Origin of the sequence: Ureibacillus sp. GCM10028918 (assembly GCF_042666115.1) — a bacterium.
GTDB lineage: Bacteria > Bacillota > Bacilli > Bacillales_A > Planococcaceae > Ureibacillus.
In genome coordinates, this window is sequence record NZ_JBHTFK010000005.1 from 508479 (window position 1) to 522479 (window position 14001).

Below are 14001 nucleotides of genomic sequence, written 5' to 3' on the forward strand. Positions count from 1 at the left end.
TTCACTCCTCAACACTGTTATATGGAATCGTTTGTTCATGAGTCCTCATAGCATCACGTTCTACTCGATATGCTGCTGGTTGATCTTCAGTAATTTCTAATTCAATCTTATAAGAAGTATCCTCTGTAATGGTAAATACATCAAAAGGTTCCACCATTGTATGGTTTTTATCTTGAATAAAGATACGAACCTCTTGTTCAACACCTAACTCGTCTGGCTCATAAAGAATTTCAATCGTTTTTACATATAATTTAGATTCTTTTTCTTTTGGCCCCTTCGAAACGACGACGTGTATTTTGCCGCCTAATTCCAGGCTTTCGTTAGCTTTCGGAGTTTGGTCCATGACTTCACCAGCCGGAACACTATCCGAATGCTCTTCGGCGATTTCTACCCTAAAACCAGATCTTTGTTCATATCCTCTTAGGGAAGCTTTATTATAGCCAGAAAGGTCCTCAACGGTACCATAGCTTATTCCTTCGCTAACCGTAAGTGTAATTTCAGTTTCACCTGGTACAACCTCTTCACCTGCACTAGGCTCTTGCTCAATTATTGTTCCTTCACGTTGCTCCGATTCTACTCTATTTACTTTCACATCAAGAAAATCACTTTTTTCAAGTATAGAAATAACCTGATCAATTTGTTTATCGACATAGTCATCCATTTCAACCGTTTCGATTCCTAAGCTAATGAATAGATCGATTTCTGTACCTTCCACACGCGTTAAACCAGATTTCGGATTTGTCTCAACTACAAGTCCTTCTTCAATATCCGCTGAATGTTTTTCTTTCGTTTCACCAACAACAAAGCCGGCGCCTTCAAGGATTTCAGTTGCCTCATCTATATCTAGATTAGCCACATCCGGTATTTCTGCTCGCTTAGGACTTAACAAGTTAAATAACAAAATCGCAGCTAAAATTACAATTAGAATCGAGGCAAGGACAATTCCCCAAATTTTCCCACGGCTTTTTTTCTTCTTTTGGCCTTTTGATTCTTTTTTGTTTTTAGTCAGCTCTACTTTTTCGATTTTACCTGTCTCTTGATTTAAGATTTTGGTATTTGCTATTTCACCGATTGGAAGTGGTTCTTTAATAATTGGAATGGCTTTTGTCTCATCATCATCAATCGGCGGAATAAACTTCATTTCATTACTGCGATTAGGCGATAAAACGGTTTGAAGATCTGCCTCCATCTCTTCAACTGACGAATAACGATGCAAGGGACTTTTTGCAGTCGCCTTTAAGACGACATTCTCTAAGCTTTGTGGGATTGATGCGTCAAACGCTCTTACTGACGGCGTCTGTGCCTGCAAATGCTTTAAAGCAATGGATACAGCAGATTCCCCGGAAAAAGGAAGTTCGCCTGTTAATAATTCATATAGTACAATCCCAAGTGCATAAATATCGGACTGGCTTGTAGCCGTACCTCCACGAGCTTGTTCCGGTGATAAATAATGAACCGTCCCAATTACAGAATTTGTTTTCGTATAACTCGTTGCAGTTAATGATGTGGCAATGCCGAAATCGGTAACCTTCACATTCCCTTCATGATCAACCAAAATATTTTGGGGTTTAATATCACGGTGAATAATTTGATTTTCATGTGCATGGGCAATTGCCGATGTTAATTGTTTCATGATTTGTACAGTTCTGGCGGGAGATAAAGGCGAAAACTCATTTATGTATTGTTTCAATGTTTTGCCTTTTATATATTCCATCACGATGTAGTGCATATCTTGATCTTCTCCAACATCAAAGATACTCACAATATTAGAATGTGTAAGGCTTGTAGCTGATAATGCTTCTCTTTGGAAACGGCGATGGAATTCTTCTTCATTTGCTGCATCATAACGCAGAATCTTCACGGCCACATCACGATTAAGAATCATGTCGTGTGCTAAATACACATTCGACATTCCGCCTCCACCAATAAGGTCTAATATTTTATAACGGTCATTTATTCGTTTTCCTTCAAGCATCTCTACACCTCCTCATCGTTTGATAATAAAATCACTGAAATATTATCTTCTCCACCTGAATCATTTGCTAATTGTATTAACTTCTTGCCTTTTTCATTAATTGATAGTGGCAAGGTTAAAATAGCGGCCATCTCTTCAGTGGACAGTTTATTGCTTAAACCATCCGAGCAGATTAACACATTCGTTGCCGGTTCTAATTCAAGCTCATAAAAATCCGGGTCAATAGTACTTTCTGTGCCAAGAGACTTAACAATAAAGTTTTTTTGAGGATGATTTGCAGCTTCCTCTTCGCTAATTTCTCCATATTCCACAAGAAAGTTAACATATGAGTGATCTCGTGTTACTAAAGTGACAGTATCGGAAGTGAAATAATAGACTCTACTATCCCCAATATGTCCAATTAGACAGTCATTCTCATCAATCAGCATAGCAATTAGGGTAGTCCCCATCCCTTTACAGTTTTCATGTGATAAAGAATGGTTATAGATCTTTTCATTTACCGATTGAATTGTTTCAAGCATCCATTGTCTTTTGGTCTCTTTTGAGTCTAGCTTTGTGACGTCTATGTTTTGGAAATTAGTTTTCATCTCTTCAATCGCCATTTCGCTAGCCACATCGCCAGCATTATGGCCACCCATACCATCGGCTAAAATGGCGAGCTTAAAGCGATCGGGATGCTCGAAAAAAGCAACCCGATCTTCATTAACCATACGTTTACGTCCTATATCACTTTCGACTGTAAACTTCACATAAGTCACCTACCTACTTTGTTTCTTCCTGGCGTTCTTGTGCTCGTAATTGTCCGCAAGCTGCTGCTATATCAGCGCCTTGCTCTCGTCTAATCGTTACGTTAATTCCACGTTTCTTCAATGTTTTTTCAAAAGCAAAAATACTGTTTCGAGACGTACGAATATAATCACGTTCTGGTACATAGTTAATTGGAATTAAGTTCACATGACATTTAATGCCTTTAATTAAATCAGCTAATTCCTCTGCAACTTCAACTGAATCATTTTCCCCTGACATTAAACCATACTCAAAGCTCACGCGACGGCCAGTTTTCTTTGTATAATAACGAACAGCTTCTAATAATTCGTCCAGTTTATAGGCACGGGCAATCGGCATTAATTTTTGACGTGCTTCCTGGTTTGGTGCGTGGAGAGAAACAGCAAAATTGATTTGTAATTCCTCATCTGCAAATTCGTAGATTTTCGGTACAATACCAGATGTGGATACTGTGATGTGCCGAGCACCAATATTTAACCCTTTATCATTATTAATGACCTTTAAAAAGTTCATCATTGCATCGTAGTTATCGAATGGTTCACCGATTCCCATAATTACGATATGTGATACACGTTCATCTACTGAGTCCAGTTCTTGCTGCACTTTTACAACCTGCTCAACAATTTCACCAGCTAATAAGTGACGTTTTAATCCGCCAAGTGTCGATGCACAGAACGTACATCCAATTCGACATCCTACTTGTGTCGTTACACAGACAGAATTTCCATAATCATGGCGCATTAATACAGTTTCAATTGAGTAGCCATCCTGAAGCTGGAATAAAAACTTGATTGTGCCATCTTTTGATTCCTGCTTAATAATAGTTGAAAGTGTTGTTAATAAGAAATTCTCTGCTAACTTTTCACGCAGTGCTTTTGACAAGTTCGACATTTCTTCAAACGTTTTTACTCGCTTTTCATATAACCATTCATAGATTTGTCCGGCACGAAAAGCTTTTTCGCCGTTTTCTGTTAACCATTCCTCTAATTGATCGGGACGCAATGAATAGATCGATTCTTTTAACTGAGGTTTTTCTTTTTTCTCGCGACGTACCGGCTTGTTTTCAGTCTCTTCTACCAAGTCTTGTATACGTTCATTAATATTATTTTGATCCATTAGTAATTCGGATTCTCCTTTTTATGTCTAATCTTGTTCGCTTTTTCGAAAGGCAGCAACAAAAAACCCATCACTCCCAATATCTTGCGGGAATACTTGTAGCATGCCACCCTGGCTTCTTTCTAATAGTTCTTTCGGTAAATTTTCTAGTGGAGTGGATTCCATTTCCGGATGGGACGCTAAAAATGCTTGTACTGTTTCTTCATTTTCTTCTTTATTTATAGTACATGTACTATAAACTAGACGTCCGCCCTTTTTAAGGACCTTCACTGCATTGTCTAGAAGTTCTAGCTGTATCTCATGAAGTCTTGATAAGTCTTCCTCACGTTTTGTATATTTAATGTCCGGTTTCCGTCTCATAACCCCTAATCCCGAACAAGGGGCGTCTACCAAGACTGCATCAAATGATTCTGCTTCCAGGAATTGCGCGGCCTTACGCCCATCAACTGGAGCAGTTTGGATAATTCCTAGACCAAGTCTTGTACTTGTCTCATCAATCAGATCCAATTTATGTGGATGTATATCTGTCGCCAGGATAGAGCCTTCGTTGTTCATTTTTTCCGCCATATGAGTTGTTTTCCCACCTGGAGCTGCACACATATCTAATACACGCCATCCAGGCTGTGGATTAAGGGCATTAGCAGGCATCATAGAGCTTTCGTCTTGAATCGTAATATATCCATCTTTAAATGCTTTTGTTCTGGAGGGTTGTCCACCTATTAAGTGAAGGCATTCAGGCATTACTTTACTTTGCTCTGCCTGTACACCTTCTTGCGCTAATAATGCCACTACTTCCTCAACTGTTGCCTTCGTTGTATTTACACGAACAGAAAGGAGCGGTGGTACATTATTTTCATGTAGCATTTCAGTTGTTTTTTGAATCCCGTATGCTTCAACAAAGCGCTCAACTAACCAGTCTGGATGACTCGTTTCGATTGCTAATCGTTTCGTAGGCTCTTTAATTTCTTCAATGGAACGAACACCTTGCCGTAAAATAGAACGTAATACACCATTTACAACAGCGGCTATTCCTTTATGTCCTCTACGTTTTGCAATTTCAACTGCTTCATTTACCGCTGCATGGTCAGGAACTCGATCCAAATATTCCATTTGGTACAATGAAAGTCGAAGCAGCCACTTTACCCAAAGATCCATCTTCCCTCTGATAAAAGGCTCTAAATAGTAATCAAGTGTATATTTGTGCTGCAACGTACCATACGTTAATTCGGTAAGCAGTGCACGGTCTTTTGCTTCCAGCTTATATTTATTGATCGTTTGATTTAGTAAAAGGTTACTGTAGGCTTGGTGTTTATCCACAGCTAACAGGATTGTCAATGCCGCATCACGGACATTGCCGTCCCAAATTTGCTCTTTCTTTTTCGTCATTCAAATTGGTCCCCTATCGCTAGTTTAGATCCAGTTCCGCGCAGGTAGTCTTGGGCAGTCATTCGTTTTTTTCCAGAAGGCTGTAATTCTAAAATAACAATAGATTTTCCATCACCAGTAGCAACTTCAAAGCTATCTTTATTAATTTTCACAACTTGACCCGGTGTCTGTGTTGTAACACTCTCGCCCTCTTTGACTGACCACAATTTCACATTTTCACTTTGGAAAGTTGTATAAGCTGTTGGCCATGGAGTTAAACCGCGAACTTGATTGAACACATTCCTTGCACTATTTGCCCAATTTACGCGCTCTTGTTCTCTCGAAATATTATGAGCAAACGTTACTTGGTCTTCGTCCTGAGAAATTCGTTCATTCTTTCCTTCGATAATAAGAGGCAATGTGTCTTTTAGTAGTTCTTTCCCTACTACACTTAACTTTTCAAACATTGTCCCTGTATTATCTTCATCCTCAATCGCAATCGCACGTTGTGTAATAATGTCACCGGCATCTAATTTTTCGGCCATATACATAATTGTTACACCTGTTTTTTCTTCTCCATCAATGATGGCTTGATGAATCGGTGCTCCACCGCGATATTTCGGTAATAATGAAGCATGGACATTAATGCAACCAAGACGAGGTGCATCAAGTAAAGCTTTCGGCAAGATTTGCCCAAAGGCTGCTGTAATGATAATATCCGGATTCAAGGCTAGAATTTCTTGCAGCTCTTCAGAGTTGCGCAGTTTTTCAGGTTGTATTACAGGAAGATCTAAACGTAAAGCTTCAGCTTTCACAGGAGGCGGTGTTAACACTTTTTTACGACCGACCGGACGATCGGGTTGAGTAACTACTGCTAATACTTCATACCCTTCCTCGTGAACCATTCGTAAAATAGGGACAGAAAAATCTGGCGTCCCCATAAAAACAACTGACGTCATCCTTACTCCTCCTCGCTATACATTTGAGCCAACTCTTCTTCAGTGACAACTCGAATTAATTTAGAATCAAATAGAATACCATCTAAATGATCAATTTCATGAAGAATTGCACGAGCATCAAAGCCACCTGCTTCTAATTCATATACTCTTCCTTCACGATCACACGCCTCAATTTTCACGTATGTTGGGCGCTCCACTTCACCAAACAAATTTGGGAAGCTCAAACATCCCTCTATATCAACTTCGGCTCCAGAAGTTTCAATTACTGTTGGGTTGATCATTTCTAAAATATCACGTTCTTCACCAAGTTCTACAATTGCCGCGCGTAGTGGTACATTAATTTGAGGTGCTGCAATCCCAACACCATCATGCTCTACCATCGTGTCATATAAATCATCAAGAAGTGTAATTATTTCTTCATTTATCTCTGTTACTTCTTTACATTTTGCTGTAAGCACCTTAGCCGGATGCTTCACTACTTCTCTAATTGCCATTATTAGTTTACCTCTTTCTACACTTCTCTAAGCTTATTGAATTTAAGATAAATATTATTTGAAACATTTTAATCTATATTTAAATCATGTTTGGATCTAGATCTATGGTTAAGTTAATGCCTTTTTTAATCCAGTCTGTACGGTAGATTTTAATCAGTTGCAATAAAGTCGGGATTAAATCTGGTTCTACTTTGTATTTTATCAAACATTGGTAGCGATATCTATTTTGGAGACGACTGATACCAGCGGCAGTTGGCCCAATGATCGACACCTTAAATGAAAGCTGTGAACTTAACCATTCGGCTGCTTTCCCTGCATAATCAGCTGCCATCAATACATCTTCATGGGATACTTGAACGAGTGCCAAATAATAATAAGGGGGATAGCCTGCAAGATGTCTCATATGCATTTCTCGTTCATAAAAAGGCTCATAATCTTGGGCTTGGGATAATTCGATTGCATAATGTTCTGGTGTATATGTTTGAACAACTACTTCTCCAGGTTTTTCATGCCTTCCCGCACGTCCACTCACTTGCGTTAACAGCTGGAACGTTTTTTCTGCGGCTCTAAAGTCTGGTAGATGAAGAGACGTATCGGCACTTAATACCCCTACCAATGTAATATTGGGATAATCTAGACCCTTTGCAATCATCTGTGTCCCAAGTAAGATATCTGCCTTCCCCTCACCAAATGCTTGTAGTAATTGTTCGTGAGAGCCCTTTGTCCGTGTCGTATCGACATCCATTCGCAATACTCTAGCCCCAGGGAAGAGTTTTGCTAACTCCTCTTCTACTTTTTGCGTACCTGTTCCAAAAAAACGAATATGTTCACTTTGACATTGCGGGCATGTCTTCGGTACATGTATTTCGTAGCCACAATAATGACATCTACATTTTTCATTTTTACGATGATAAGTTAATGAAATATCACAATTTTCACATTGCAGGACAGTACCACAATCCCGGCATAGGACAAAAGATGAATAGCCGCGTCGATTTAAAAATAAAACAATTTGCTCTTTTCTATCTAGACGCAGTTGAATTGATTCCACTAAACTTTGGGAAAACATTGAGCGATTTCCCTTTTTTAGTTCTTCACGCATATCGACTATTTCAACTTTAGGCAAAGATTGCTTTAATGCACGTTGTTGTAATGTAAGTAATGTATATACATTTTTCTTTGCACGCGCAAAAGATTCCAATGAAGGGGTTGCACTTCCTAATATTACTGGACATTGGTGATACCTAGCACGCCATATGGCAACATCCCGGGCATGGTATCTAGGGGAATCCTCTTGTTTATACGTAGATTCATGTTCTTCATCCAAAATGATGATCCCTACGTTTTCGAAAGGAGCAAAAATTGCTGAACGCGCCCCTACTACTACCTTTACTTTCCCTTGATGTATTTTTCTCCACTCGTCATATTTCTCGCCAACAGATAAACCACTGTGCATGACTGCTACCAATTCACCGAAACGCGAACGAAAACGTTCTGTCATTTGCGGTGTTAAGGAGATTTCTGGAACTAAGACGATTGCCTCTTTGCCATCATCCAAAACCTTTGCAATTGTTTGCAGATACACTTCCGTTTTGCCACTGCCCGTTATCCCATGTAACAAAAAGGTATCCGGCTGCTTTTCATCAATAGCCGCCATAATTTGATTTAATGCGACCGACTGTTCATCTGTTAAGCTCAAAAAATTCGTTTTTTTAACTTCTTTTGCAAAAGGATCCCGAAATACTTCTTTTTGAACAAAGGATGCTGCTCCTAATTCGACCACTGCATTTAATACTTGCGATGAAGAATTTGTTTCTTTATAAATTACTTCAGGATCCATTATTTCACCCGAATGATGTTGCATCCACTCCACAAGCTGCTTTTTCTTCTTGGCACGATTAGAAATATTGTGATGAATCTCCATCAACTTTTGTACATCTTCATTAATTTGAACTTTTCGAACTTCCTTTATTTTCCCTTTTTGCTTCACGATATTTTCAATCGAGACTTGTTTGTTTTTTAAAGCTTGCTTTAACTCGGGAAGCAAGTTATTTTTTTCAAATACTTTTACACTTACATGTTGAGAAGTCCCAAAGATTTTTTGTAATGAATCTGGTAAATGTTCAACATCCATTTGTAAGTGAACAATTTTTTCATACTTTGCCCTTAAAGCAGACGGGAGCATAACCTGTAAGGCATCAATTTCATAGCAGATGGTATCATTCTTTAACCATTTTGCAAGATCTAGCATTTCAGCGGTTAAAACTGGTTCTATATCAAGAAGTTGCGAAACAGGTTTGATTTTTTCTAGTGGGACATCAGTTTCATTTTTGATAGCAACAACAAATCCGAGTACATTTCGTGGTCCAAAGGGTACTTTTACTCGACAACCATGTTCAATAATTTGTGTCATTTCAGCAGGCACTAAATAATCGAAGGGGCGATCGACAGGATATGCAGCAACATCCACGATGACTTCTGCTACCGTAATCATTTATTTTTTGCTTCTTTATTAAAGAAATCGACCACAATCTGCGTAATTTTTTCCGGCTCTTCCAAGCGGCCTTTCCCGATATACCCACAAGCCAAAAATCCTTCAGATGGCTCGATGAAGGAACAGCCATCCGTTGCTAGTTGAGCAATATTACGTTTTACAGCAGGATGATCATACATATGTACGTTCATAGCTGGAGCCAGCCAAACAGGGCATGTTGCAGCAAGTAAGGTAGTGGTCACCATGTCATCGGCAATACCGTTAGCAAGTTTCCCAATCACATTAGCGGTCGCTGGTGCAACGAGAATCAAATCAGCCCAGTCTGCCAAATCTATATGTGCAATTTTACTTGAGTCTTTCTCGTCAAAGGTATCAAAATACACATCATTTTTTGACATCACTTGAAAACTAAGGGGCGTTACAAACTTCCTTGCAGATTCTGTCATCATCACTTTTACATTGAAATTCGCTTTCGTTAAATTGCTGACAAGTGCAACCGCTTTATAAACCGCAATCCCGCCTGATACACAAAGTAAAATATTTTTTCGCATAACTTATCTCCTTTCAAATGACAAGCTCCCAAAGAAAAATTCTTCGGGAGCTACCTAATCACAACATATCTACAAACTAGAAATACTAATAAAGATTATAGATTCTGGATTAAGAATTCTATAAAACCTCTGGTGAGCGCGCTTAGGGTCCAAAACGACGTTGGTCATGGGAGTGATGCGCAGTACGCCTGAGTTTTTGTCACCGGCTTTTGTGAAAGGCGTACTCAAGATTATCGTTCCTTCTGTAACTTCTGTACATAGGACGCAAACTTACGCAGTACTCCGCGTCTACTATGAAAAAATTTCTTCTGAATCAAATTTTGAATAAGTTTAACTTTGCCTAAGTGGCGTTAATTGTATCAGTATCTAGTTCCTAACACTATTACACTTCGTCTTCGTAAATTGTTGATTCGTCTTGTTTTTCTTTTTTCAGAACACCAGCTGCTACTTCTTCTAATGCTTTCCCTACTGGTTTGTATGATACGTATTTCGATAATGACTCGTCGCCTTCTTCTTGCATTTGGCGAGCACGTTTAGAAGCTAAGCTCACTAAAGAATATTTTGAATCGATTTTATTTTTTAAAGCATCAATAGATGGGTATAACATAATTTATTCTCCTCTCAACATAGACAAATAAGTTTTTTCAATACGTTCACGGCGGCAATGTTCTGCAACAATGATTGAATTTATTTTATCACATGCATTTTGAATTTCATCATTTTCAACCACATAATCATATAAACTCATCATTTCAAGCTCATTGCGGGCCGTGTCAATTCTCTTTTTAATAATTTCTTCTGTTTCAGTACCGCGTCCAATTAAACGATTTTGCAACTCTGAAATACTAGGTGGTGCCAGGAAGATGAACAGAGCTTCTGGAGCTTTTTCGCGAATTTGTGCAGCCCCCTGTACTTCTATTTCCAGGAACACATCCCGTCCTGCATCCAATGTCTCATTCACATAGGCAAGTGGTGTGCCATAATAGTTGCCAACAAACTCAGCATGCTCTAATAAGCCGCCTTCCTCAATCAGCGCTTCAAATTCATTACGCGATTTAAAGAAATAATCAACTCCATCAATTTCTCCCTCACGTGGTGCACGAGTTGTCATTGAAATGGAGTATTCATAATTAGTGCCGGCCTTCGAAAAAAGTTCTTTACGCACTGTTCCTTTACCGACTCCTGATGGGCCTGATAGAACAATTAATAAGCCTCGTTCTTTTCTCATTGTTCTCTACTTCTCCCTTACTTACTGCTTTTACAACAATATTTTTAATGATTACTACAGTATAAAGTAAAACTTGGGCTAATGGGGACTTTTTTCATCCGAATAATTATTAAGTTTTACTTTCTCGGGCTTTGACAAGCAATGGTTTTACTTACTTGATTAAGTGTGGGATACATGTATTATTCAATATTTTGTACTTGTTCACGCATCTTTTCTAAAATTGTTTTAGATTGAACAACTGCAACGGAGATGACTGAATTTTGATTTTTAGAACCAATCGTATTAATTTCACGATGCATTTCCTGCATTAGGAAATCTAATTTACGTCCAATGGAATCTGACTCTTCAATTGTACTTTCGAATTGCTTAAAGTGGCTATCCAAGCGATCGAGTTCCTCTGAAATATCAATCTTCTCAGCAAAAATTGCTACCTCTGCCAGAATCCGATCTTCTACTACCTCTAAATTGCCAATTTCTTTCAGACGTTCCATTAACCTGTCACGAAACTTATTAACTGCTTCACCGGACAATCCACGAATTAGTTGGATTAGTTCTTTTAGCTGATTATTATAGCTTAATAAGATCTGTTTTAACTGCTGACCTTCCTGAATTCGCATGTCAACCAACTTCTCTGCTGCATCTTTCACGGCTACACTAATCGCTTCCATTAACTCTTCAAGTGATAATTCCTGCTTTTCATAAGATATAACGTTCTCTAATGAAAGGATTTCTTGCATCGACCATTTTTCTTCTAATGGTACGACTTCACGAAGCTCTTCTTTTGCACTTTTATAAGCTTCGATTAATGGCCAATTAATTTGGACCGTTAAAGTTTCGTTTCCAATTGCTTTTAAGTTAACCACAACATCAATTTTCCCACGTTTGATATATTGGGATAACTGTTTTTTTGTAGCGATTTCAGCCTCAAACCACTCTTTTGGAAATTTCGTATAAATTTCTAAAAATCGATGATTCACTGAACGAACTTCAACAGTCAGTTGATAGTTATTCGTAGCTGTGACACCTCTGCCAAAACCGGTCATACTACGCACCAAGGTCATCACACCTTTCTTTGCATACTATTCCAAGTATAACACATCGGAGGAAATTTTTAATCTCAGAGCTATAGAAAAAGTAAATATTGGAGGAAACACATAAGAACTATAGTATAATGTGAAATAGAATTTAACTTACCACTATTCAAAATAGGGTTACTTCCCACTATATAAATGATTTTCAGAAAAGAGGAACACAATCATGGCTTTTGATGGATTATTTACATTTGCTATGGCAAATGAATTAAAAAAATTAGAAACTGGTCGAATTACGAAAGTTCACCAACCGAATGCCCTTGAAATCGTCTTACATATTCGTGCAAATGGCGAGAACTTCAAATTATTAAGCTCTATTCACCCATCATACGCTCGAGTACATTTAACTCAACATTCGATTGACAATCCTTCTGAACCACCAATGTTTTGTATGCTCCTTCGAAAACATATAGAAGGCGGCTTTATTCATACAATTGAAACAGATCCATTCGAACGAATGATTACATTAAACATAGAGAGTAAAAATGAAATCGGGGACCAAGTTTTTCGGAAATTAACAATAGAAATAATGGGACGACATAGCAATATTGTATTGATTGATAGAGAGAACAATAAAATTATCGATAGCTTAAAGCATTTGCCACCATCGGTCAACAGCTATCGTACAGTATTGCCAGGACAAATCTACATCACTCCACCAGCGCAAAACAAAGTGAATCCCCTAACTGTCAGTGATGAAGAAATTATGAACTTTTTCAGTGAAGAGAAGACATCAAAGGAGATTGTCGAACACTTTAAGGGCTTTTCACCAACCCATGCCAATGAGTTATTGTATCGACTGCAAGGTGAAAATAATGTACAGTCCTACCGTTCTTTCCTAGATGAAATTATAAACAGCTTAAGTCCAACCTATATTGAGGTAGATCGAAAAATATATTTCTCGCCTACCAAGTTAACACATTTGGAGGGTGCAGAAACAAATTATCAATCATTAAGTATTCTGTTGGACCGAACATTCTTTGCTCGGGCAGAACGAGATCGAGTAAAACAGCAAGCTGGAGATCTAGAGCGTTGGCTACAAAATGAACTAAATAAGTTAAAACTTAAAATCAAAAAGTTAAACAAAGATCTAGAGCAGGCTTCTAAACTAGATAAATCTCAGCTCTATGGTGAATTATTAATGGGCAGTCTATATTTGTTCGAGAAAGGAATGAAAGAGGTTACTGTTACAAATTACTACAGTGAAACTGGCGAACAAATAACAATTCCTTTAAGTGAAAGAAAAACACCTGTTGAAAATGCTCAAAGCTACTATAGTAAATATAATAAAGCAAAAAATGCCCTTGTTATGGTTAAAGAACAACTCGAGAAAACTGAAAGTGAAATTCAATATTTCGAAATGTTAATGGCCCAAGTTAACCAAGCATCCCCTGCTGATATCGAAGAAATTCGTGAGGAATTAGCAGAGCAAGGCTATCTTCGTCTACGCGCAAACAAAAAGAAGAAAAAACCGACAAAGCCTTCCCCGGAGTCTTTTGTCTCATCATCCGGAATTGCTATCTCTGTCGGTAAAAATAATAAGCAGAACGATTATCTGACGTTTAAACTTGCTAAAAGAACTGACATTTGGCTACATACAAAAGATATCCCTGGTTCCCATGTAGTCATTCATTCGAATGATCCCGACGAAGCAACTTTACTCGAGGCAGCTACTTTAAGTGCCTATTATAGTAAGGCTAGGGATTCTTCCTCTGTACCAGTTGACTATACTGAAATTCGACAAGTGAAAAAACCTAACGGATCAAAGCCTGGTTTTGTTATTTATTTTGAACAAAAAACGCTTTATGTTACGCCAAGTGAAGAGCTTGTGATGAAGTTAAAAAAATAATATCCCTATAATTATTTTTGGCCTAAGAAGAGTTTCTTTCTTCTTGGGTCTTTTTCGCGTTATTGATACATTCCCCTATTACACAATACCCCA

The 14001-nt window shown here is 38.2% G+C and carries 11 protein-coding genes and 1 pseudogene; 1 reads left to right on the top strand and 11 read right to left on the bottom strand.

The features are described from left to right. Position 1: 1 nt before the first annotated feature. The 11 genes and pseudogenes from pknB to ACFQU5_RS05755 all read right to left on the bottom strand — a co-directional run bounded on the left by pknB (position 2) and on the right by ACFQU5_RS05755 (position 12020). Positions 2 to 1975: a Stk1 family PASTA domain-containing Ser/Thr kinase gene (gene pknB, locus ACFQU5_RS05705; protein WP_390285632.1), complete on the bottom strand. Its 1974-nt coding sequence runs from the start codon at positions 1973 to 1975 to the stop codon at positions 2 to 4. Between the two features lie 2 nt (positions 1976 to 1977). Next, entirely contained in the window at positions 1978 to 2724 is a 747-nt protein-coding gene (locus ACFQU5_RS05710; protein WP_390285634.1) for a Stp1/IreP family PP2C-type Ser/Thr phosphatase, read from the bottom strand. Between the two features lie 13 nt (positions 2725 to 2737). Then, positions 2738 to 3877, bottom strand: a complete 1140-nt coding sequence (gene rlmN / locus ACFQU5_RS05715; protein ID WP_390285636.1) for a dual-specificity RNA methyltransferase RlmN — start codon at positions 3875 to 3877, stop codon at positions 2738 to 2740. Positions 3878 to 3904: 27 nt separating this feature from the next. Then, the gene (gene rsmB, locus ACFQU5_RS05720) at positions 3905 to 5263 is read right to left on the bottom strand and encodes a 16S rRNA (cytosine(967)-C(5))-methyltransferase RsmB (RefSeq protein ID WP_390285639.1); all 1359 of its coding nucleotides are present in this window, start codon (positions 5261 to 5263) and stop codon (positions 3905 to 3907) included. Continuing rightward, positions 5260 to 6201, bottom strand: coding sequence for a methionyl-tRNA formyltransferase (fmt, locus tag ACFQU5_RS05725; RefSeq protein ID WP_390285641.1), 942 nt, complete (start codon positions 6199 to 6201; stop codon positions 5260 to 5262). The genes rsmB and fmt overlap by 4 nt, the downstream gene beginning before the upstream one ends. 2 nt (positions 6202 to 6203) lie before the next feature. Next, complete coding sequence (gene def / locus ACFQU5_RS05730) at positions 6204 to 6695, bottom strand: peptide deformylase (protein ID WP_390285643.1); 492 nt, start codon at positions 6693 to 6695, stop codon at positions 6204 to 6206. Positions 6696 to 6774: 79 nt separating this feature from the next. After that, positions 6775 to 9189, bottom strand: a complete 2415-nt coding sequence (gene priA, locus ACFQU5_RS05735) for a primosomal protein N' (protein WP_390285645.1) — start codon at positions 9187 to 9189, stop codon at positions 6775 to 6777. Positions 9190 to 9194: 5 nt separating this feature from the next. Then, positions 9195 to 9740: pseudogene (gene coaBC / locus ACFQU5_RS05740) on the bottom strand (bifunctional phosphopantothenoylcysteine decarboxylase/phosphopantothenate--cysteine ligase CoaBC); the annotation flags it as partial. Positions 9741 to 10122: 382 nt separating this feature from the next. Beyond that, the gene (gene rpoZ / locus ACFQU5_RS05745) at positions 10123 to 10347 is read right to left on the bottom strand and encodes a DNA-directed RNA polymerase subunit omega (RefSeq protein WP_390285647.1); all 225 of its coding nucleotides are present in this window, start codon (positions 10345 to 10347) and stop codon (positions 10123 to 10125) included. 3 nt (positions 10348 to 10350) lie between these two features. Then, positions 10351 to 10968: a guanylate kinase gene (gene gmk, locus ACFQU5_RS05750; RefSeq protein ID WP_390285649.1), complete on the bottom strand. Its 618-nt coding sequence runs from the start codon at positions 10966 to 10968 to the stop codon at positions 10351 to 10353. Positions 10969 to 11147: 179 nt separating this feature from the next. Beyond that, positions 11148 to 12020 carry a YicC/YloC family endoribonuclease gene (locus ACFQU5_RS05755; RefSeq protein WP_390286526.1) on the bottom strand — a complete coding sequence of 291 codons (873 nt, stop codon included), beginning with the start codon at positions 12018 to 12020 and terminating at the stop codon, positions 11148 to 11150. A 205-nt stretch (positions 12021 to 12225) separates the two neighbouring features. Between ACFQU5_RS05755 and ACFQU5_RS05760 the strand changes: the two genes are divergently transcribed. Further along, the gene (locus ACFQU5_RS05760) at positions 12226 to 13908 is read left to right on the top strand and encodes an Rqc2 family fibronectin-binding protein (RefSeq protein WP_390285652.1); all 1683 of its coding nucleotides are present in this window, start codon (positions 12226 to 12228) and stop codon (positions 13906 to 13908) included. Positions 13909 to 14001: the final 93 nt, after the last annotated feature.